Source organism: Clostridium sp. Marseille-QA1073 (assembly GCF_054863625.1).
The window spans coordinates 1-20,440 of record NZ_JBSVQM010000020.1; the positions used below are offsets into that span (position 1 = coordinate 1).

The 20,440-nt window shown below is 27.9% G+C and carries 21 protein-coding genes and 4 pseudogenes; 20 read left to right on the forward strand and 5 right to left on the reverse strand.

The window, feature by feature from the left end; genetic code table 11:
- Positions 1-242: 242 nt before the first annotated feature.
- A protein-coding gene (locus ACY1IQ_RS15795) for an IS3 family transposase (protein WP_461614871.1) occupies positions 243-1,804 on the reverse strand; the annotation gives its coding sequence in 2 pieces (ribosomal slippage) (positions 243-1,147 and positions 1,147-1,804; 1,563 coding nt in all).
- A 137-nt stretch (positions 1,805-1,941) separates the two neighbouring features.
- On the opposite strand from ACY1IQ_RS15795, the gene ACY1IQ_RS15800 reads away from it, so the two are divergent.
- From ACY1IQ_RS15800 to ACY1IQ_RS15840, 9 genes and pseudogenes are all read left to right on the forward strand, one after another.
- On the forward strand, positions 1,942-2,106 hold the full coding sequence (locus ACY1IQ_RS15800; RefSeq protein WP_461614872.1) for a hypothetical protein: 165 nt from the start codon (positions 1,942-1,944) through the stop codon (positions 2,104-2,106).
- A 585-nt stretch (positions 2,107-2,691) separates the two neighbouring features.
- Positions 2,692-3,765 (forward strand): Ig-like domain-containing protein, encoded by a 1,074-nt coding sequence (locus tag ACY1IQ_RS15805; protein ID WP_461614873.1) that lies wholly within the window; start codon positions 2,692-2,694, stop codon positions 3,763-3,765.
- Positions 3,766-4,119: 354 nt separating this feature from the next.
- A complete protein-coding gene (locus ACY1IQ_RS15810) occupies positions 4,120-4,305 on the forward strand; it encodes a hypothetical protein (RefSeq protein ID WP_461614874.1) in 186 nt (61 codons plus the stop codon).
- Positions 4,306-4,354: 49 nt separating this feature from the next.
- Positions 4,355-4,429 (forward strand): annotated as a pseudogene (locus ACY1IQ_RS15815) (terminase small subunit); the annotation flags it as partial.
- Between the two features lie 68 nt (positions 4,430-4,497).
- Complete coding sequence (locus ACY1IQ_RS15820; RefSeq protein WP_461614875.1) at positions 4,498-4,677, forward strand: Spo0E family sporulation regulatory protein-aspartic acid phosphatase; 180 nt, start codon at positions 4,498-4,500, stop codon at positions 4,675-4,677.
- 347 nt (positions 4,678-5,024) lie between these two features.
- Positions 5,025-5,690: a hypothetical protein gene (locus ACY1IQ_RS15825; protein WP_461614876.1), complete on the forward strand. Its 666-nt coding sequence runs from the start codon at positions 5,025-5,027 to the stop codon at positions 5,688-5,690.
- A gap of 66 nt (positions 5,691-5,756) precedes the next feature.
- Positions 5,757-6,017, forward strand: a pseudogene (locus ACY1IQ_RS15830) (hypothetical protein); the annotation flags it as partial.
- A 44-nt stretch (positions 6,018-6,061) separates the two neighbouring features.
- Entirely contained in the window at positions 6,062-6,289 is a 228-nt protein-coding gene (locus ACY1IQ_RS15835; protein ID WP_461614877.1) for a hypothetical protein, read from the forward strand.
- 156 nt (positions 6,290-6,445) lie between these two features.
- Complete coding sequence (locus ACY1IQ_RS15840) at positions 6,446-6,619, forward strand: YjfB family protein (RefSeq protein WP_461614878.1); 174 nt, start codon at positions 6,446-6,448, stop codon at positions 6,617-6,619.
- A 110-nt stretch (positions 6,620-6,729) separates the two neighbouring features.
- Here the strand turns inward: ACY1IQ_RS15840 and ACY1IQ_RS15845 are convergent, their stop codons facing one another.
- The 3 genes from ACY1IQ_RS15845 to ACY1IQ_RS15855 all read right to left on the reverse strand — a co-directional run bounded on the left by ACY1IQ_RS15845 (position 6,730) and on the right by ACY1IQ_RS15855 (position 9,288).
- Complete coding sequence (locus ACY1IQ_RS15845; protein ID WP_461614879.1) at positions 6,730-7,701, reverse strand: P1 family peptidase; 972 nt, start codon at positions 7,699-7,701, stop codon at positions 6,730-6,732.
- Positions 7,702-7,771: 70 nt separating this feature from the next.
- Entirely contained in the window at positions 7,772-8,374 is a 603-nt protein-coding gene (locus ACY1IQ_RS15850) for an ECF transporter S component (protein WP_461614880.1), read from the reverse strand.
- Between the two features lie 137 nt (positions 8,375-8,511).
- Positions 8,512-9,288, reverse strand: a complete 777-nt coding sequence (locus ACY1IQ_RS15855; protein WP_461614881.1) for a nitroreductase family protein — start codon at positions 9,286-9,288, stop codon at positions 8,512-8,514.
- Between the two features lie 247 nt (positions 9,289-9,535).
- Here ACY1IQ_RS15855 and ACY1IQ_RS15860 point away from each other — a divergent pair, with 247 nt between their 5' ends.
- Together ACY1IQ_RS15860 and ACY1IQ_RS15865 are read left to right on the forward strand one after the other, a co-directional pair.
- Positions 9,536-10,003, forward strand: coding sequence for a hypothetical protein (locus ACY1IQ_RS15860; protein ID WP_461614882.1), 468 nt, complete (start codon positions 9,536-9,538; stop codon positions 10,001-10,003).
- A 268-nt stretch (positions 10,004-10,271) separates the two neighbouring features.
- Positions 10,272-11,327 (forward strand): NADH:flavin oxidoreductase, encoded by a 1,056-nt coding sequence (locus ACY1IQ_RS15865; protein WP_461614883.1) that lies wholly within the window; start codon positions 10,272-10,274, stop codon positions 11,325-11,327.
- 120 nt (positions 11,328-11,447) lie between these two features.
- On the opposite strand, the gene asnB is transcribed toward ACY1IQ_RS15865, so the two are convergent.
- A complete protein-coding gene (gene asnB, locus ACY1IQ_RS15870) occupies positions 11,448-13,349 on the reverse strand; it encodes an asparagine synthase (glutamine-hydrolyzing) (protein ID WP_461614884.1) in 1,902 nt (633 codons plus the stop codon).
- 445 nt (positions 13,350-13,794) lie between these two features.
- On the opposite strand from asnB, the gene ACY1IQ_RS15875 reads away from it, so the two are divergent.
- The 9 genes and pseudogenes from ACY1IQ_RS15875 (at position 13,795) to ACY1IQ_RS15915 (ending at position 20,433) form a co-directional block, all read left to right on the forward strand.
- Positions 13,795-14,292 (forward strand): hypothetical protein, encoded by a 498-nt coding sequence (locus ACY1IQ_RS15875; RefSeq protein WP_461614885.1) that lies wholly within the window; start codon positions 13,795-13,797, stop codon positions 14,290-14,292.
- A gap of 189 nt (positions 14,293-14,481) precedes the next feature.
- Positions 14,482-15,552: a glycosyltransferase gene (locus ACY1IQ_RS15880; protein ID WP_461614886.1), complete on the forward strand. Its 1,071-nt coding sequence runs from the start codon at positions 14,482-14,484 to the stop codon at positions 15,550-15,552.
- A 193-nt stretch (positions 15,553-15,745) separates the two neighbouring features.
- Positions 15,746-16,318 (forward strand): annotated as a pseudogene (locus ACY1IQ_RS15885) (peptide-methionine (S)-S-oxide reductase MsrA); the annotation flags it as partial.
- Positions 16,319-16,478: 160 nt separating this feature from the next.
- Entirely contained in the window at positions 16,479-16,808 is a 330-nt protein-coding gene (locus ACY1IQ_RS15890) for a HesB-like protein (protein WP_039633435.1), read from the forward strand.
- 236 nt (positions 16,809-17,044) lie between these two features.
- Positions 17,045-18,193: a 30S ribosomal protein S1 gene (gene rpsA / locus ACY1IQ_RS15895; protein ID WP_461614887.1), complete on the forward strand. Its 1,149-nt coding sequence runs from the start codon at positions 17,045-17,047 to the stop codon at positions 18,191-18,193.
- Positions 18,194-18,468: 275 nt separating this feature from the next.
- Positions 18,469-18,808 (forward strand): annotated as a pseudogene (gene tnpA, locus ACY1IQ_RS15900) (IS200/IS605 family transposase).
- 11 nt (positions 18,809-18,819) lie between these two features.
- Positions 18,820-19,908 (forward strand): IS200/IS605 family element RNA-guided endonuclease TnpB, encoded by a 1,089-nt coding sequence (gene tnpB / locus ACY1IQ_RS15905; RefSeq protein ID WP_461614888.1) that lies wholly within the window; start codon positions 18,820-18,822, stop codon positions 19,906-19,908.
- Positions 19,909-20,105: 197 nt separating this feature from the next.
- The gene (locus ACY1IQ_RS15910) at positions 20,106-20,276 is read left to right on the forward strand and encodes a hypothetical protein (RefSeq protein WP_163247951.1); all 171 of its coding nucleotides are present in this window, start codon (positions 20,106-20,108) and stop codon (positions 20,274-20,276) included.
- 16 nt (positions 20,277-20,292) lie between these two features.
- Positions 20,293-20,433, forward strand: a complete 141-nt coding sequence (locus ACY1IQ_RS15915) for a hypothetical protein (RefSeq protein WP_461614889.1) — start codon at positions 20,293-20,295, stop codon at positions 20,431-20,433.
- The last annotated feature ends 7 nt before the right edge of the window (positions 20,434-20,440 follow it).

Sequence of the window (20,440 nt, forward strand, 5' to 3'; positions counted from 1 at the left end):
GAGGATGGTGAGCATCAATTTAATATTTATAAATACAAAGAATATACTGGCCAAGATGAATTTATATATTTTATTTTAAAGCAAGATGAGAGTGGAAACTGGTATATATATAAAAAAGTTCCAGATGCATAATCTTCTTATTTAAAGTCATAACTGAAGAAATGAATGGTTTACTAAAACACCGTATTATTCAAGTTTGAACTGCCCCCTGTCAAATAGACAGTGGAAATAATAAAAATTACTTAAGTGGCTAAAGCCCTAAATTCCATTGGGCTTAGGCCGTGTAATCTTTTTTGTAGTCTCTTAGTATTATAGAAATTAATATATTCATCAATTGCATTAGCCAATTCCTCATATGTACTATATTTATGCAGATAGTACTTTTCACATTTAAGAGTTCCCCAAAAGGCCTCCATGGGGCCATTGTCGATACATTTGCCCACTCGTGACATGCTTTGTGTCATTTGGGCTTCGTTCAGCTTGCGCTTAAAGCCATAAGATGTATATTGGAAACCACGATCGCTATGGAGCATCGGTCTTGCACCTGGATTTGTTGATAAGGCTAGATCTAAGTTACTAAAGACAAGGTCATTATTATTAGAATGGCCAAGAACATATGCAACAATTGACTTGTCGTGTATGTCCAAAATGGCACTTAAATAAGCCTTCTGAGAGTTACCATACTTAAACTCAGTAACATCAGTAAGCCATTTCTGATTCAGCCTATCGGCTGTGAACTCGCGATTTAGGAGATTTTCCGCTACCTGCTGCGGAGCAGATTTGATGTAACGTTTCCTCTTTCTTCTAATTACAGACTTTAAAGATAATAGTCTCATAAGTCGATAGATGCGCTTATGATTAATTTTCCTACCTAATCTTCGATTCAAATTCAAAGTCATTCTGCGATAGCCGTAGATACCATCTACCTCATAGTAGATTTCGACAATCTCTGTGATCAACATTCTATTTTCTGTTTCTTGAACGCTTTCCTCACGCTTTGCCCACTTATAGTACGAGGAACGTGGAATCATTGCTATCTTACATAACAAAGATATAGAGAACTTATCTTTTTCATGAAGCTTTGAAATTGCAATATACTTGTTTTCTTGTCTTATACGGCTTAATATCGCCTCCTTTCTAGTTCCTCCAATTTTTTTAAGAATGCGTTCTCTGCTCTTAACCTTTCGTTTTCAACTTCAAGTCTTTTCATTTCAAGTTTCATTCTTTCTTCAGGAGTCAGCTCTACTTCAGCCTTCTTCTTACCTCTTGTATCCTCGAGCGCACTTTCTCCTCCAGATTCATATTTTTTTACCCATTGATATACTTGATGGTAAGAGACTTGATATGCCTCAGCAGTCTGATGATAATTATTATTATGCTCAATGCAGTACTGTGCAATTTCAACTCTTTCTTTTAAAGATGTACGTCTTCCACTTGTCATAGTTTTTCTCATTCCTTTCGGCTTTGCTGTTACTTCTCTATGACTATTATAGTTGTTTATCCATCTCTTCAACACTGTCTTATCCGTTAACCCATATTTTTTAACAAGCTCTCCCTGCGAGTGTTTTCCTGAAAAATACTCTAGAACAATTTGTTCTTTTAGCTCTCTTGAATATTTTTTACAGGTTCTAGATTCTTTTAGACCATCTACTCCATACATTTCATAGTTGTATCTCCACTTATAAAAAGCATAAACACTAATCTTATACTTAGTGTGGATTTCTTGTATTGAACTAGTTCCATCCAAATATTCAATCAAAATTTCGTATTTTTCCTCTGCTGTATATTTAGTTCTTCTGGACATAAAAGTACTCCCCTTTACAGTGACAGATTTTTATTTTTAAATCTGTCTACTCTAAGGGGAGCATATCAGTTAGAATTTTACGGTGTTTTTACGTCACAATTCAAATATTTTATGAAATTAAGAAAAGAAAATATAAAGTGAATAAGATAAAAACAGAATTTAAAGGATTAGCCTATAAGTTAGTACATGAAGAAGCTAATGGAACAAGTAAGAGCTATAATGAATGTATATCTTTAGGACTAGATAGAGCATATGAAATCTTAAAGGTTAATAGAAAAGAATTTATAAGAATGTTTGTATAAGTAGCACAATACGCTGTTTTACGAGGAAAAGTGCAAAGTAAGTATACTAGTTAAATAATAAAATAGTACATATATATTCAAAATCATTATTCTAAAATCTATAAAGAGTATGACTTAAAGATAGAAGAAAGCCATAAAAAGAGATTTAAGTCTATGCAGCAAAAGAGTGCAGAAGTTAGAAGAAATCAGAAAGAATATCTACTGTGTTTTAACAATAAAGCTTTTGAAGAATTACCAAGAGAGGAATTATAAATGAGATAGCTCCAATAATATGGATTAGTAAGAAATACACTGATTAAATTCATAAAAAATATGGAAAGAAGCCTGAGAAAGTCTGTAACAAGTTCGGTAAAAATATGGTTACAGTTATTAAAAAAGAGTAAATTTTAGAAAAGCATCTAGGAAACTAGGTGCTTTTCTAATTTGGCCAATATATTTAAACAGAATATATATTTTTAAATATGTTTTACAATAATTATAAAGTTTTAAAAAATATGACCTAAATTGTAGTAAATTTATCATTGAATATGCAAATTTATACAGTATATAATGCATATGTACAAATTACACAAGGGGGATAAAATAATGAAAAAAAAATTAAAATCAATTTTAATACTAACGGTTGCATTTGTATTTATGTCATTAAGTTTTAATAATGCAAAAATAGTAAAAGCTGCTTCATTTGATGATGCGGTTATAGGTATAGAAAATTTAAATAATACACCTGAGAATAGTGCTAAGATTGGAGATAAGCTTAATCTTCCTGAAAAAGAATGGAAGAGATATGATGATTCATATAAAGATATTACTTATGAAGGTAATTGGTATTATAACAATGAAAATGGGAGTTGGAATAACGGATTTCATTACTCTGAAAATAATGATTCAAAATTAAAATTTAATTTTACTGGAGATAAAATAAGAATGACAACCTGTCTTCACCCAAATAGAAGTAAAAATATAATTATTAAAATTGATGGAAAGATTATGGGCAATTTATCTCAATATAATATTTCAAATCAATTTCAAACATTGTTTTATGAAAATATTTCACTAAAAAATACCGAACATTTTGTTGAGATATATACAACAGATAACATTAGAATGGCAATTGATGCAATAGATATAGATGAAAATGGAGAATTGTTACCTTATGAGATTAAAGCTAAATCTATATCATTAGATAAGTCATCAATTGATCTAAAAGTTGGTCAAACTGACAAATTAACTGCAACAGTATTACCAGAAGATACTGCAAATAAAAAAGTTATATGGTCATCAAGTGATGAAAGTATAGCAAAAGTAGACGAAAATGGAAATGTAACAGCTATAAAAGAAGGACAAGTGACAATAACAGCTAAAGTAGAAAATACTGATTTAACAGCTACTTGTGAAGTAAATGTAAGCAAACTAGTAGAAGAAAATAAAAACAATGCAATTTTAAGTATTTCTTTAGTAAATGGAGCTACAAAAGAATATGATGTAAGCATGGAAGAAGTAAATAAATTTATAAGCTGGTTTGAGGAAAGAGCTAATGGCAAAGGTTCAGCATTATATTCATTTGATAAAAAACTTAATCCATATAAATCAGTTACTGAATATATAGCACATAACAAGATAGTATCTTTTGAAGTAAGAGAATATGAAATAAGTAAATAAAATAGGTAATTAGAGCACTTACTTATGTAGGTGCTTTTTTAGTTTAGTCACCTTTTTATAGTACTTAGGATAATCTAGAGGCTGTTTTTAATTTGAAAAGATTTTGTGTGTTTTGTAGAAATGTAAGATAAAAGGGGTGATGAAATGGATTCTATTAAAGAACACATATTACAATTGGAAAATGATTTAGTAAAATCAGAAGTAAGAAAATCAAAATAAAAAATAAATGATATTGTAGCAAATGATTTTATTGAGTTTACCAATTCAGGATTTGAATATCATTATAAAAATGGTGATGTATGGCAAGAGCAAAATGATAGTAGCAAGTTATCCTGGCAAATTATAGATTTTAAAATGAAACAATTATCAGATGATTGTATATTAGCAATGTATAAGATAATAAAGCATAGCGAAGTAAATGAGAATAAAAACAATACACTCTTTACTAAAGATAAAGAAGACAGTATAAAACAGTATTGTTTAGCTATCATTGACAATGATGACATTGGTAAAATAGCACTTACTACATTTTGTAAATAGGACACTCATCTATATGAGTGTTTTTTAAATACTTAAAAGAGATGACATTGTGAAGCTAACACCAAAACAGAAAACATTTGTAGATGAATACTTAGTGGATTTAAATGCCACTAGAGCCTATAAAGTAAAATTATATATACAAAAATGATTAAAAACACTTTCGTAGTTAATACTAATTATGGAGGTGTTAGTATGTCTGAGTTAGAGGAATTATTAAAAGATATAGAGACATTAAGGATACAATTAGAGCATTTAATAAATGAAAAACAGGGTAATTTAGTTGATCAGGAAGTAGTAACAGCGAGTAAAATATTAAATGCAGCATTAAATCAGTATAATAAGTTTATTGATGAAAAGTTAAAAAAGAAATGAGCTCTTAACAGGGCTCTTTTTTAATATATAAAAGAAGGTAAGCTCATGGTTAAATCAAAATATAAAACTTATGATAAAGGGATAGCAAAACTCATGGAAGAAGCAAAAACTAATAAAGGAGGGTGATAGTGAAGCAAACTATGCTCACTATGCCTTTCATAGACTTAAAATCCTACCTAGTACATTTAGAAATATATCTAGAAATGAGAAAGCTTTTATATATGCAAGTATAGACCTTCATGGAGAAAAAGAAAGCAGAGCGTCAAGAATGGCAAGTAAGAGGTAGACATATAAGGCAATCATTTAGTATAATATATAAAAAAAGACATACGAGGGGGAAATTGGTGATGGGTGTGACCAAGGGAAAAAAAAGGCTAGGATGTTTAATACCAATTATCATTATAGTTGCTCTAGGACTTAGCACATTTTATGCAATTCAAAATGCAGATAGATTAGGGGCAACACAAGAAGGAATTATTATAAATGCTACCAATATATCGAAGGATCAAGCAACAGATGTGGTTAATATATTAAAAGAATGTGGTATAGGTAAGATAGATAAAGTAGAGCATGATGAAATTTTAGATAACATTAATATTGAAGGTGAAAAAGGATATAGAGTAAAAGCAGGAAATATAGACAATGTAGTACTATATATTACAAAAGATAATAAAATTAATATGATAAAATGGGATGATAATTCTTTATATGAAAACGGAAAAGTAATTTCTAAAATTACGGACTTTACTTTTTCTAATAACGAAATAAGCAACTTACAAGTAAAATGCAAAGATGCTGTTAAATCTGTTTTAAAATCACCATCTACTGCAAAATTTCCTAATATATCGAAATGGAAATTTGGGAAAGATAAAGAAGAAATAATAGTACAATCATATGTTGATGCGCAAAATTCATTTGGAGCAGAATTGAGAAGTGAATTTCAAATAATTTTATCATCTGATGGGAATAGTGTTAAATCATTTATATTAGATGGAGAAGAGTATATAAAATAAATAAAGTTTAAGGGCACTTACTTATAGTAAGTGCTTTTGTTATGTCTTAAAAGGTGAGGTGATGATATGAGAACAGTATCCATAGCTCTTAGAATGCTTGACCAAATGACGAGACCCCTCCAACAAGTTATATAAGCTCTAAATTTAACTATAAGTGCTATGGATGACATGAATAATAGCACAAATAGAGATAGATGAATTGCTAATACTTGTACAACTAAGGAAAGCATTAATAGAGGTTCAAGATCTACGGATATTTTAACTGGTAAAGTTAAAGAATTTGTAGGTGCTTATCTAGGATTTCAAACAATTAAGAAAGGTGTTAATAATGCTGTTAAGCTTTAACATAGGATGTATTTAAATTTTTGTTGTTGAGTAAGTACATTTTCATTCATGAGAAAAGTATTACAATCAAACATAGAAATGAGTTTAGATGCTATTCAACAGGCGTAATAGATTATGTAAAATCGCAGAATAAGTATATGGCTATATTTCCTAAAATTGACACATCTAAAGTCTTAAATTATTCAGGTGAAATAGTTGAGATTACTGCTAATAATAGTACTGAAAATATTAAGTTGGAAAAAGCTACTGAATAGCTTTAATTTAAGGTTTTCTAAGAATAGTTGAAAGTCAGTAATCTATATTTAATAATATATCTTCATAGAATTATTTTAATTTTAAATTGAATAGACTCTATAATATTATAAACTTTATACGATAATTGAAGTATAAAGATGAATGGAGGTAATATTATGGATATAGCAGCAATGAGTATTTCTTTAAATCAAGGAAAAATTCAAAATGCAGTGAGCTTAGCATTAATGAAAAAAGTAATGACAACATCTAATGTAAATATGGATGGAATGATTAAAATGATAGAAGCTGTTGACCCTAATTTAGGCAATAGTTTAGATGTAAAAGCATAGAAAACCAAGACATCAGTCATGGTTTTCTATGAACAGTTATACAAGTATAATAGATAAATTATCTTATAAAAAGAAAAGTTATTTGAACTTTTCTTTTTTTGTATATGACTCTAATTTTTATTTAAATCACATTTAGCTAATATGCCATAGGAGGATTTTGCATTTATGATAGCATTAATTACTGCCTTTTCCATAACTTCTGTAGCAAGCATTCCTACTACATTCATATCAGCTTCCACTACATTAGTAGCCATAGTAAATATTGTATCTCCATCAAACATAGTATGAGCAGGTCTAATAGTCTTTCCAAAACCGTTATGTGACATAGAAGCAATTTTATTTGCTTCTGACTTTGTTAAAATTGCATTAGTACCAATTAATCCTATAGTGGTATTTCCATTAAATCTATTTACCTTATTTTGATATTGATCTATCATTACATCTACAGTATTTATAAATCCATTTTTGCTAGAGTTTAAGGCACCGGCTATAATTTCACCAGAATTAGGACTAATTATGTCTCCAAGCGCATTAACAGCTACTATAGCACCAACTTTTAAATCACCAACTTGAATAGCGTAAGATCCAAGACCACCTTTCATAGAAAATTCTGGTCCTAATATCTTTCCTATAGTTGCACCAGTGCCAGCACCGATGTTTCCTTGTAAATCATCATTATTGGTTTCTGAATGTAGACAAGCCTCATACCCCATAGTTTTATCAGGCCTAATTTTACTACTACCAATGACTAAATCAAATAATACAGCACTACAGACAATAGGGACTTTTGTTACTCCTACGTCAAGACCAAGAGATTTTTCTTCTAAATATTCCATTACACCAGAAGAAGCATCTAAACCAAAGGCACTGCCTCCAGCTAAAACCACTGCATTGATTTTTTCAATCATTTCCGTTGGGTTTAATAAATCAGTTTCTCTAGTGCCAGGAGCACCACCTCTAACAGCAACCCCTCCAGTGGCACCTTCTTCACATATTACTACGGTGCATCCAGTAGAAGCTTCAAAGTTTTGCGAATGACCAACTTTAAGTTTATCTATATCTACAAATTTTATTTCTTTCATAACACATTCCGCCTTTTATAAATATTAAAAACTCCTAGTAAAGCAAGAAACTTGACTAGGAGTAACGTATTTATTTTTTAAATTTTCTTACCGATACAACAATAGGTGTTACTATTACTGCTGAAAGTATTGCTTCAGGAATACCATTAGTTATGGCAGTTGTTGCACAAAATATTCCTGCTGCCTTTGTACTTCCTAAATTTAATGCTTGAGATAATTTCTCAGCATAAAATAAGTAAGCAAAACCAAGTACTCCACAAGTATTAATAAGTGAACCACAAATTGCAGTTACTGAAAGCCTTAAAGAATTTTTCTTTACATTGAATAAATGATAAATGTAATAGCTACCAATACCTATTAAAATTCTAGGTAATACTGCAATAATTGGATTATAGAATAAAAAAGATGTTATTGTTGGGTTTGAAAAAGCATCAACCATACTAAAAATACCAAAAATTAAGCCAATTAACGCTCCAACGATTGGTCCTTCAATAATGGCACCAATAATTACAGGTACGTGCATAATTGTAGCTTTCATTGTAGGTAACGGTATAAAACCTAATTTAGAAACTCCTAAAAAAATAGAAATTCCTGATAGCATACCAACAATAGCTAATTGTCTCACAGTTAATTTTGATTTTTTTCTTGTTGTTGGATTTAAATTTGTTTCCATGTTAAATTCCTCCCATTCTTATTCCATAAAAGGATATAATTCGGGTCTAATTAAAAAAATTATTAGACTAGTTCAGTTTCCGAAGAATACCGACAATAGTATTTTATCACTTGATAAAAAAAAATCAATATATAATATTAAATTTCTCCATTCCATTTTTTTAATGCTTCACGAACAGAGCGGGTCATTTCAAGAGAAAAATCCCCACCAGTCTTACGAGCATAGAGTATTTGTCCTGTATTTTCTCCATTGTAAGGATTGTTTGGCATAAAGTTTTTATCCCATTCTTTGTAGCACTCTTTAATGTCGTCATCACTTAAATCAGTGTATTTTTCACTATATACTGTGTATTTTTTATCAAATCTTTCACGATATATTTTTTTCGTATCTTGAGGATAGTATCCTAAGGTCAACATACATATTGGAAAAGTATAATCTGGAAGATTTAATAGTTCTTTATGAAACTCATAATTTTCCATAATATCACCAATATAGCAAGAACCAATTTCTAAAGATTCTGCAGATATAACAGCATTTTGGGCTGCAATAATTGCATCGTTAATTGCTAAAAATAGATCTCCTTCGGAAGGAAGTCTATATTTTTTATTGTTTTTAATACAATAATCTTTAACTTTACTAATATGAAAATACCTGTAGGTCCTGTGAAAATCAGCTAAAAAAATAAGAATTAATGGAGCTTTAGCAATAAACGGTTGATTATCACAACTTATACTAAGCTTCTTCTTAGTATCTTCACTTTCGATAGTTAAAATAGAATATAGCATCATATTTCCAGCAGTTGGTGCTCTCATAGAAGAATTTAATATAATATCTAAGTGATCCTTTGATATTTTTTTATCTTCGTATTTTCTTAATGATACACGTTCATTGATGGTTTTAATAACTTCATTCATAATGCAGTCCCCCTTAATTTTATTATGTATTATTCTATATATTTATATGTATTCCTTTAAGCATTCTTAGAAAATAAATGGTTAGTATTATATTGGTTTTATTTGATTAGATATTTTATTTTTTAAACTTCAATTATTTTTCTTATGTTATATTTTTAATCTATATTTTTATATGATATAATATGAATTGAAATTAAAATTTCAATAAATTGTTAATATTGGTTTTATACTGAAAAAAGAGGTAATAATGAAAAAATTAAGTATTGATATGGAATTATTATTAGAATTAAGTTCTTTTGATACAAGAGGAACAGGGCAAAGTTTTATAAATATAGAAAATGGTGATATAAGTTATATTCCTAAAGATATTATGGAGTCTATTGAGAAGAATACAGAATTACATAAGCTAGAAGAATGGCAAATAATTTTATTGGAAGAAGCAAGAGAAATAAATAATAATAAAGATAAGTACATATATATACCATTAATTGAAAGTGAATTTGTCAACGAAGTGATGATAGATTTTGCTTCAAGTATCAATGATGAAATGCTTAAAATTAAATTGTTATCCTTAATTGGAGAAAGTGAACATAAATTTAATATAGAATTAATTAATCATGATATTATTGAAGAATATTATGATTATAAAGATATGAGATTTATTGAGTACTTAATAAATTGGCTAAATGAAAATGGTATAATATTATACAATTGAGAATTGAAAATGGAGAATTGACAATTATGGTGGAAATTATTTTTAATCAAAATAATTTCTTTAATGAATTTTTTCACTAGTAATGTAATTGCTAGTTTCCTAAAAAAGTCACTTTGTAACTTGAAAAAAGATAAAATCTAAATTTCTCAGCTTCTGCTGAGAAATATCCATAATTGTGAATTTTGCACTGTGAATTGAGAATTGAAGTAACTTCTCCATTGTTAATAGTCAATTCTCAATTATATAAATCTATAGTAGGGGGATTTAAATGAAAAGTTTATTTGACAATGTCACCATAGGAAAATTATCTTTAAAAAACAGATTTGTTCGTTCTGCTACTTATGAAAGAAGAGCAAAGGATGATGGTCATTTAAATGATGAAATTTACAATATCTACGAGAATTTAGCTAAAGGAGGAGTAGGTCTTATTATTGGAAGTTATGCTTATGTTACGAAAGATGAACAACCTTCTCCTAAAATGCTAGGAATTTATGATGATTCCTTTATTGAAGATTACAAAATACTTGGGGAAATAGTTCACAAATATGATTGTAAATATATTCAGCAAATAGTATATGGTGGTTCTCAAAGTATGTTTGAAGTGGAAAACAGAGAAATATTAGGACCTTCAGCTATAGAACATAAACTCACTAAAGTTACTCCTAAAGAAATGACTATAGAGGATATAGAGCTATTGAAAAAAGCTTTTAGTGAAGCTGCATTAAGAGTTAAAAAGTCTGGTCTTGATGGAGTTCAAATACATGGAGCTCATGGATATCTATTATCTCAATTTTTAAGTCCTTATTATAATAGAAGAACTGATAAATATGGTGGAAATGTTGAAAACCGAGGAAGAATAATATTAGAAGTATATGATGAAATAAGAAAAATAGTTGGAAATGAATTTATAGTTACTATAAAAATAAATTGTAGTGATTTTGATGATGAAGGTGCTACATTTGAAGAATGTAAATATGTCTGTTATGAGTTAGATAAAAGAGGAATTGATGGGATAGAAATAAGTGGTAGTGGCAATTATAATAGTAATAAAATAAGTTATACAGATTCTGTTTTTAGAGATTACGGAAAAATTATAGCAGATAATGTAAAGTGTAAAGTAATGTTAGTTTGTAAAAATAATAATTTAAATACTATGGAAGAGATACTTAATAATAGTAAAATAGAATGCTTTTCAATGTCTAGACCGTTAATTTGTGAACCTGATCTTATAAATAGATGGGAATTAGGGGATAGAGCTAAACCTAAATGTTTATATTGTGGTAACTGTATGTCTATAGGAAAGACCTGCATACTTCATAAATAAAGCTTTAGAAATATACAATAATTATTTAATAAGTTTTATAACTTTTATTATTATATTGTTTCTCTTAATATGCTGCATTATTAATAGAAAAAAGTCGTGACTTTAAAGTCACGACTCTTTTTATTTAGTTACTTTATCTAAAGCTATTTCTTTGTGAAAATCATAAGAAGCAGTATTTTCAATGAAAACTCTATGCCATATTAAGAAAATAAGAATAGTCCATATTTTTCTACTTCTGTCAAATGGTCCTCTTCTGTGTTCTTCAATAAGGTCTAGAACTGCTTTTTTATTTATAAATTCATCAGTATTACTTTGTTTTACTATATTAACAGCCCAATCATAAAGCTCATCTTTTAGCCATAGACGAATAGGTACTGGATAACCTAATTTTTTTCTATCTATAGCACTAAGCATAGGAAGCTCTGATTTATAAGCTTCTCTTAACATATATTTAGTTACATGGCCATTAATTTTTTCATCTAAAGTTAATTTTGAAGCAACCTTAAATACTTCTTTATCTAAGAATGGTACTCTTAACTCTAAAGAGTGAGCCATTGTCATTCTATCAGCTTTAACTAATATATCTCCAGTAAGCCAAGTATTAAAGTCAACATACTGCATTTGTGTTACTTCATCATAGTTTTTAGCTCTTTCATAAATATCTTTCATTGCTCTTGGATAGGTATATTTGCTATTATAGTTTCTTAATATATTTGGCTTTTCAGAATCCACAAATATTTTAGCATTTCCAACATAACGTTCTGAAATTGGAGTACATCCTCTTTCTAAAAAACTCTTTCCTCTTGTGCCTTCTGACATTTTAGAAGACATAGATTTTAATAGCTTTTTAGCACCATTAGGAATATAGTCAAACATTTTTAATGATAGTGGCTCATGATATATAGTATATCCACCAAAAACCTCATCAGAACCTTCACCAGATAATATAACAGTTACATGCTTACTAGCTTCCTTTGCTATAAAGTAAAGAGGAATTGCAGCAGGATCTGCTACTGGAGAGTCCATATGCCATATAATTTTAGGTATTTCATTAGCAAACTCTTCTGCTGTAATAATCTTACTTATATTTTCAACTCCTAGTTTATCAGCAGTCTCTTTAGCTAAATCAATTTCAGTATATCCTTCTCTATCAAAACCTATAGTAAAAGTTTTAATATCAGGCTTGAATTTTTTAGCAAGAGCAGTTACTACAGTAGAATCTATACCACCAGATAAAAAGGTTGCTACAGGTACTTCAGATTGCATATGAAGCTCAACAGATCTTTCTAATACATCTCTTATTTCTTTCATTCTTTCATCTTTTGGCATTGGAGTTGGATTGAATTGCATTGAATAATATTGGTTTATTTCATGTTTTTTTCCTAGTTCTTTTCTTATTGTATGACCTGGCTTTAAAATTTTAACATCCTCTAACATAGTATTTGGTTCAGGTACGAATTGAAAAGTTAAATAGTTGTGAAGAGATTCTTCATCAATCTTTTTATAGGTAGTATCTTTATTTGAATAGAAGCTTTTAAGTTCAGAGGCAACATATAATCCATTATCATTTTCTATATAATAGAAAGGCTTTATTCCAAACTGATCTCTTGCACCAAAAAATACATTTTTAGTTTTATCCCAAATTATAAATGAAAACATACCTCTTAATTTACTAACAAAGCTTTCACCATAATGTTTATAAAGGGTTGCTATAACTTCAATTTCTGAGTTAGTATTAAATTCATATCCTTCTTTTATCAAGTCTTCTCTTAATTCTAAATAATTATATATTTCACCATTGAACACTAATTCGTATTGGCCATTTTCATGACTATAAGGTTGTCTTCCATTTGCTAAATCAAGAATGCTTAACCTTCTAAAACCTAAATAAACATGATCATCAACATATTGTCCATCTTGATTTGGTCCTCTATGAATAATAGATGCTGTCATTGGAGTTAACGCATCCTTAGTTTCAACATTCATTGGCGTATTACTAAAAAATGTTACAAATCCACACATGTTATTTCCTCCTTAGTGATGAATTTTATAATATTTTATTCTTATTTTTTCATTTTATCTTAATGAAAAAAACTGGTCAATATATAAAATATCTTCACTATTATGTATTTTAACTTTCATAAATAATTTTATTCACATAAATTATAGTATAACACAGTTATTTATAGAATAGTTATAAAAAATTAAGATTAGACATATTTTAAGAAAAAATAAATAAAATTACATATGTAGATATATATTAACTTTTACTTACATAAAGTATTAATATAAGAAATTATTTTGTCATATTTTAAAAAAAGAAAAATATGGAAAAAGAAGGTAATTCCATCAAATGGTAGAATATCTTTATTGTAAAAATATTACAATATTTAAGGGAGAGATATAATGAAGTAGTATAAATAAACTAGGTAAAAATATAGCCTTTTATTATTATGGAGATGATCATATGGTTATAAATATATATAAATACATAAAGGGTTGCATTAAGGATAATGTATATGTTTATTTAAATATCGAAGATAGACTCTATAATCTCTTATATAAATTTTTAGATGATACAGAAAAATTGATGATATGTAATGGAACTATAGAAAATATAGTATTGAGTAGTGACTTTAAGGTAATAAAAGAGTTTTTAGCACGATATAGGGATAATAAAATTGAAAGAGGATTTTCTGATGTAAGATTTATAATTGATGTAAAAGGCATAATAAATTCAAATAGTAAATTATTATTTAAAGATTTTTCAAATTATTTATATGACATATGCTTGAATAACAATATGATTGCACTATTATTATATGATTTTGGCGATTATATGAACAATGGAAAAATTATAGATAAAGATATTATAAAACTTTCTTATATTAATCATACTCATAGAATGTTTGCTGATGAGATAATACCTATTGAAGAATTTATGAATAATAAAAATTTAGCTTAATTAAAATATCAACATATATATTTACTAATATGTAACTAAAGACAATTTACCTTCATATTATATAAAAGTATATTACCGCATATATTGACAAAAAAATCAAGTCATTATAGAGGTATACACTTATTTTCTACTAAATTTGCAGATTTAGTATGTTGTAAATTTAGAATTAATACCACTGTGGAGGTAAATATGATTACTATTAGTTTATGTATGATTGTCAGGGATGAAGAAGATGTTATAGAAAGATGTTTAGATTCCATAAAAGATGTTGTGGATGAAATAATAATTGTTGATACTGGTTCTGAAGATAAAACTATTGAACTTGCTAAAAAGTATACAAGTAATATATATAATTTTAAATGGATAGATGATTTTGGAGCTGCTAGAAACTATTCTTTTAGTAAAGCTACAAAGGAATATATATTATGGTTAGATGCAGATGATATTTTTCTTGATGAAGATAAAGAAAAACTTAAGTATCTTAAGGGGACTTTAGATGGTTCTGTAGATTCTGTTACTATGGATTATCAAACTCATTTTGATGAATTCGGAAACCCTATTTTAACTTTTAAGAGAAATAGGTTAGTAAAAAGAGAAAAAAATTTTCTGTGGATAGGATTTATACATGAATATCTTGAAGTATTTGGAAAAACTATAGATAGTGATATAAAAGTAGTTCATAGAAAATTAAAAGGCAGCGGAAAGAGAAATTTAGAAATATATCAGAATAAATTAAAAGAAGGGTACGTATTTAATGCTAGAGATACCTATTATTATGGAAAAGAGCTTTTTTATAATGGAATGTACCATGAAGCAATTTACAAACTTGAAGAATTTATGCTTATGGATGGATGGGTTGAAGATAAAATAGATGCATTATATAAGATTGCTGATTGTTATGATGGAATAGGAAACTATAAAAAGGCTAGAGAGAGTTGTTTAAGAGCCTTTGAATATAGTAGTCCTAGGGCAGAAAGCTGCTATAGATTAGGTTATTTCTTTCAAAAAGAAGAAAGGTATGATGAGGCAATATATTGGTATGAAACTGCTACTAAGTTAAAAATTCCTGAAAATTTTTTAGGATTTATAAGTATAGATTATTGGACATGGCGTCCTCATCTTCAATTATGTGTTTGCTATTATAAGATAAATAAAATACAGGAATCCTTTGAGCATAATGAATTAGCAGCAAAATTTAGACCTCAAGATAGTAATGTTATAAATAATAAAGAATTTTTTAAAAGTATTGGTATACAATAATATTATTAGTTTGAAAAGCCTCCATATATTTGGAGGTTTTTATATTCTAATTTACAAAAGTTTTTTTATATTTTAATATTATTTTAAAACCAATTTTGAGAGTGAGGTATGATTAACAATGATAACATTTGATTTGAAAATACCAAAAAATTTAAAAACAGCAACATTAGCTATGGGATGATTTTGGACTCCAGATGCCAAGTTTGGTATAGTTGATGGAGTTATTAGAACAAGGGTAGGATATTGTGGAGGAAGTACAGTGAATCCCACTTATAATAATATTGGTGATCATGCAGAAACCTTTGAGTTCGATTATGATGGTGATAAGATTACATATGAAGAAATAATAAATAGCTTTTGGGATAACCATACACCGGAAAATAAAACTGGTATAGCTCAATATAGGTCTATTATATTTTATAGAACAGATGAAGAGAGAATTATAGCAGAAAATTCTAAAAGAGATTTTGAAGAAGCCTTAAATATAACCTTTAATACAGAGATAGTACCACTAAGTAAATTTTATTTAGCAGAAAACTATCATCAAAAATACTATCTCCAGAAAGCATCCATTTTGATGAAGGAACTAGCTACTAAATATTCTAGTTTCAAGGAGTTCATGAACTCTACTTTAGCTTGTAAATTAAATAGTTATTGTAAAGGGCATGGAACCATTGCAATGTTAAAGAATGATATTAATAAATTTGAATTGAATGAGATATCAAAAAGAGCTTTGTTTGATATAGTAGAAGGATATGGAAATTAATCTACGAATAATATAATATATAAAGGAAAACATAAAAATAAATTATTATTGCATTATATTTATTTTTATATTATTATGTAATTACTTAATTAATAATTGTTCTCAATAAATTTTGACTTTTGTTAATTAGTGATAATAAATTAAAAGAGAGGTATAAACTATGAGCATCGTTAAAATGAGCGAAAATGCTGCTAAAGAATTTAAGCAGTTTTTATTAGACAATGAAGTTACAGCTAATGTTATTAGAATACATTTTGCAGGAATGAGCTGTTGTGGGCCATCATTCAATCTTGTTTTAGATGAGCAAAAACCTGAAGACAATACAGAAGTAATAAATGAAATAACATTTTTAGTTGATAAAGATGTTACAACTCAGTTTGGAGCATTAACAATATTATCTGGAGAAGAAAATGGCATGAGCGGATTTTCTATTGAGCCTGAAAAGAAACCAGAAGGTGGCGGATGCTCAACTTGCTCTAGTTGTGGCTAATACTTAAGGAAGGAGAAATCCTTCCTTTTATTATTTGCAAAAATGGACTTTATCCAGAATAAAAAATCAATACCTCTATTAACATAATTAAATAACAACTATATGCTATATTTTTTAAAAGCTTAAAAATATTATTAGCTTAAAGTTATTTATTTTTATGGGGTTTCTTTATTCATATTGAAAATGCTACATTTAGTGTATATACTTTGTATATAAGCAAGAAAGGGGAGAGTGTGATGGAAAATTCAATGAAAGAGTTTATTAATGAAATAGATAAATCTCTAAATAAAATTTATAAAGGTGATATATTAAAAGGTAAAGTTTTATCCGTAAAAGACAATGATGTATTAGTAAATATAAATTTTATGTACGATGGAATAATATATAAAAATGAGATATGTAGTGAAGATGAAAATTTAAAAGAATTTATTAATGAAGGAGAAGAAATAGAAGTATATGTTTTAGGAATTAATGAGAGTGAAGGTCATGTGCTTTTATCAAAGAAAAAAGCAGATGCAATAAAATCATTAGATAAAATAGAAGAAGCATATAAGAATAATAATGTAATTAGTGCAACTACAATAGGAGCTGTTAAAGGTGGAATAATTGCTGATGTTAATGGTATAAGAGCATTTATTCCTGCTTCACAAGTTTCTAATGAGTATGTAAAAGATTTATCTAAATTCATTAATGAAAAATTTAAAGTTAAGGTTATAGAGTTTAATAAAGAAGATAATAAAATCGTATTATCAAGAAGGGTAGTCTTAGAGGAAGAAAAAGAAAAGAAAATTAATGATTTATGGAATTCATTGAAAAAGGGAGAGAAAAGAAAAGGTGTAGTATCAAGACTTGTTAATTTTGGCGCCTTTGTTGATCTAGGTGGATTAGATGGATTAATTCATTTAAATGATTTATCTTGGAAAAGAATTATGAATCCTAGTGATGTAGTGTCAATAGGAGATGAAGTTGAAGTTTATATATTAGATTTTGATAGAGCTAAAAATAGGATATCTCTAGCTTTAAAAGATATGGATTATGATCCATGGAATAATATCGAAAATAAATTTAGCACTGGTGATATTGTTGAAGGTAAGGTAGTAAAATTTATGAATTTTGGTGCCTTTGTTGAAATAGCTGATGGTGTAGAAGGATTAGTCCACCTTTCAGAAATTTCTGAGGAAAATATAACAAAACCACAAGACAAATTATCCCTAGGTGAAGTTGTTAAAGTTAAAATTTTAAATGTAGATAAAAATAGAATTTCTTTAAGTATTAAGGAAACTATAGAAGGCCCGAAAGAAGATTACGAAAAATACAATGATAATAGTGATGTTACACTTGGTGACGTCTTTAAAGATGCTTTAAAGAATTTTAAATTTGATTAATTTTCTAGAGATTTAACCTTAAATTTTATAATATAACGCAAATTAAATTTATTTTTTATAAACACATGAAGAAATAATACTATTCTTTGTGTGTTTTATTTTTATACTTAATATTTAACATAACCTAGCAGAAGTCCTCACCTTCAATGAAGTAAGGTGAGGATGAATGCATAAAAACAACTTGCTTATATTATATTAAATTACAGAAAGCAGTGATACTAATGGATTTAGATAGTAACAATTATTAAGTATTCTCAGTATATTACCATCTAGTATTGGTAACATACTATAGAAGAGAAGTTATCGATGATGTAAGTATAAGACTGAAAGATATATTTGATAATATAAGCAAAATTATAATATAACAACTGTAGAATGGGAACATGATAGAAATCATGTTCATGTATTATTTAAAGCACATCTTAATAGTGAGTTATCAAAATTCATAAATGCTTATAAGAGTGCTAGTAGTGGATTGATAAAAAAGAAATTTTCAGAAATAAGAAAACAATTATGGAAAGAATATTTTTGGTCAAGTAGTTACTGTTTACTTAAGACAGTGGTTCTCCAATACAAGTAATAAAGAAATATATACAAAATCAAGGCACAAAGTGAGGTGAGATATTGTGCTAAAAGCTTATAAATATAGAATATATCCTAATGAAGAACAAAAATTATATTTAACTGAAACCTTTAGCTGTAGTAGATTTATCTATAATAAAATGTTAGCGGATAGGATTAAATCTTACGAAGAAAACAAAGATTTAGATATTAAAAAAATTAAATATCCTACACCAGCACAATATAAAGCTGAATTTCCTTGGTTAAAAGAAGTAGATAGTTTAGCACTCTCTAATGAACAATTAAATTTAGAGAAAGCTTATAAGAACTTTTTTAGAGATAAGTCAGTAGAATTTCCTAAATTAAAAAGTAAGAAAAATAATTATCATAGTTATACAACTAATAATCAAAAAGGCACTGTATACATTGAAAATAATAAAATAAAAATACCAAAATTAAAAACTATGATAAAGATAAAACAGCATAGGCAATTCGATGGATTAATTAAGAGTTGTACTATATCTAAAACACCTAGCAGCAAATACTATGTTTCTATATTAGTTGATACAGAAAATATTAAATTGCCTAAAATTGATAAAAAAATAGGTGTAGATATGGGACTCAAAGAATTTGTAATATGCTCAGATGGATATAAAGAGTCTAATCCAAAGTATCTTAGAAAGTCAGAAAGAAGATTAATTAAGTTACAAAAAGATTTATTAATAAAGCAAAAAGGTAGTAACAATAGAAATAAAACAAGATTAAAAGTAGCTAAATTACATGAAAGGATAGCAAATCAAAGGACAGATTTCTTACATAAGTTATCAATAAAACTTATTAGAGAAAACCAATCTATAGTTATTGAGGACTTAAAAGTTAAGAACATGCATCAAAATCATAAACTAGCAAAAGTTATAAGTGAAGCTAGTTGGTCAGAATTTAGAAGGATGCTAGAATACAAAACTGCGTGGTATGGAAGAGAACTTATAATAGCACCTAGTAATTATGCTAGTAGTCAATTATGTTCAGAGTGTAGGTATAAAAATTCAAAAGTAAAAAATCTAGCGCTTAGAGAATGGACTTGTCCGAATTGTGGTATATGCCATGATAGAGATATAAATGTTAGTAAAAATCTACTGAAATTAGTAATGTAATTTTGGTATTATATGGAGGTTGGTTCGACCTTTTGAGCGTAGGTAAACTTGCTCCGTTGGGAGTATTGACCACGAAGCTACTACTTCAACGAAGTAAGTGGTAGTAGTTCACAAGTAATTAAACCTTATATTTCTAGTATATTAGAAAAGTAAATAAACAAACTATTATTAGAAAGTTAATAAGGAGGAGTTTATTTATGGCTAAAAAAGGAATGAGAAGACCTAATGTTGAAGAACCACATGGAACAGAAAGTAATCATAAACAAAAGTTCCCTAAAAATGATTTTCATCCAGTGCCAGAAATTCAAGGAAAAGCAAAAAGCAAGCATAATAAAGCAAATCCAATAAACTATGATGGAAAGTGGTAAAAGGAGATGAAATAATATGCCAAAAGATAGTCAGCCAGATAATAAAATAGCTAGAATGGAAAAATGCAATTATCAAATACCTATAACAGAAGAAAACCATAATCAAAATAGAAATGCCAAAAAACATTCTGTGAAGAATTTTAAGAAAAACATATAGCTAGGAC

Bases quoted from the DNA above. Each gene is read 5' to 3' on its own strand.
- ACY1IQ_RS15915 (WP_461614889.1), top strand. From the start codon at position 20,293: ATGCCAAAAGATAGTCAGCCAGATAATAAAATAGCTAGAATGGAAAAA.
- ACY1IQ_RS15845 (WP_461614879.1), bottom strand. From the start codon at position 7,701: ATGAAAGAAATAAAATTTGTAGATATAGATAAACTTAAAGTTGGTCAT.
- ACY1IQ_RS15855 (WP_461614881.1), bottom strand. From the start codon at position 9,288: ATGAATGAAGTTATTAAAACCATCAATGAACGTGTATCATTAAGAAAA.
- ACY1IQ_RS15840 (WP_461614878.1), top strand. From the start codon at position 6,446: ATGGATATAGCAGCAATGAGTATTTCTTTAAATCAAGGAAAAATTCAA.
- ACY1IQ_RS15860 (WP_461614882.1), top strand. From the start codon at position 9,536: ATGAAAAAATTAAGTATTGATATGGAATTATTATTAGAATTAAGTTCT.
- ACY1IQ_RS15865 (WP_461614883.1), top strand. From the start codon at position 10,272: ATGAAAAGTTTATTTGACAATGTCACCATAGGAAAATTATCTTTAAAA.
- asnB (WP_461614884.1), bottom strand. From the start codon at position 13,349: ATGTGTGGATTTGTAACATTTTTTAGTAATACGCCAATGAATGTTGAA.
- ACY1IQ_RS15805 (WP_461614873.1), top strand. From the start codon at position 2,692: ATGAAAAAAAAATTAAAATCAATTTTAATACTAACGGTTGCATTTGTA.
- ACY1IQ_RS15810 (WP_461614874.1), top strand. From the start codon at position 4,120: ATGAAACAATTATCAGATGATTGTATATTAGCAATGTATAAGATAATA.
- ACY1IQ_RS15910 (WP_163247951.1), top strand. From the start codon at position 20,106: ATGGCTAAAAAAGGAATGAGAAGACCTAATGTTGAAGAACCACATGGA.
- ACY1IQ_RS15820 (WP_461614875.1), top strand. From the start codon at position 4,498: ATGTCTGAGTTAGAGGAATTATTAAAAGATATAGAGACATTAAGGATA.
- ACY1IQ_RS15825 (WP_461614876.1), top strand. From the start codon at position 5,025: ATGGGTGTGACCAAGGGAAAAAAAAGGCTAGGATGTTTAATACCAATT.
- ACY1IQ_RS15880 (WP_461614886.1), top strand. From the start codon at position 14,482: ATGATTACTATTAGTTTATGTATGATTGTCAGGGATGAAGAAGATGTT.
- ACY1IQ_RS15890 (WP_039633435.1), top strand. From the start codon at position 16,479: ATGAGCATCGTTAAAATGAGCGAAAATGCTGCTAAAGAATTTAAGCAG.
- ACY1IQ_RS15875 (WP_461614885.1), top strand. From the start codon at position 13,795: ATGGTTATAAATATATATAAATACATAAAGGGTTGCATTAAGGATAAT.
- rpsA (WP_461614887.1), top strand. From the start codon at position 17,045: ATGGAAAATTCAATGAAAGAGTTTATTAATGAAATAGATAAATCTCTA.
- ACY1IQ_RS15850 (WP_461614880.1), bottom strand. From the start codon at position 8,374: ATGGAAACAAATTTAAATCCAACAACAAGAAAAAAATCAAAATTAACT.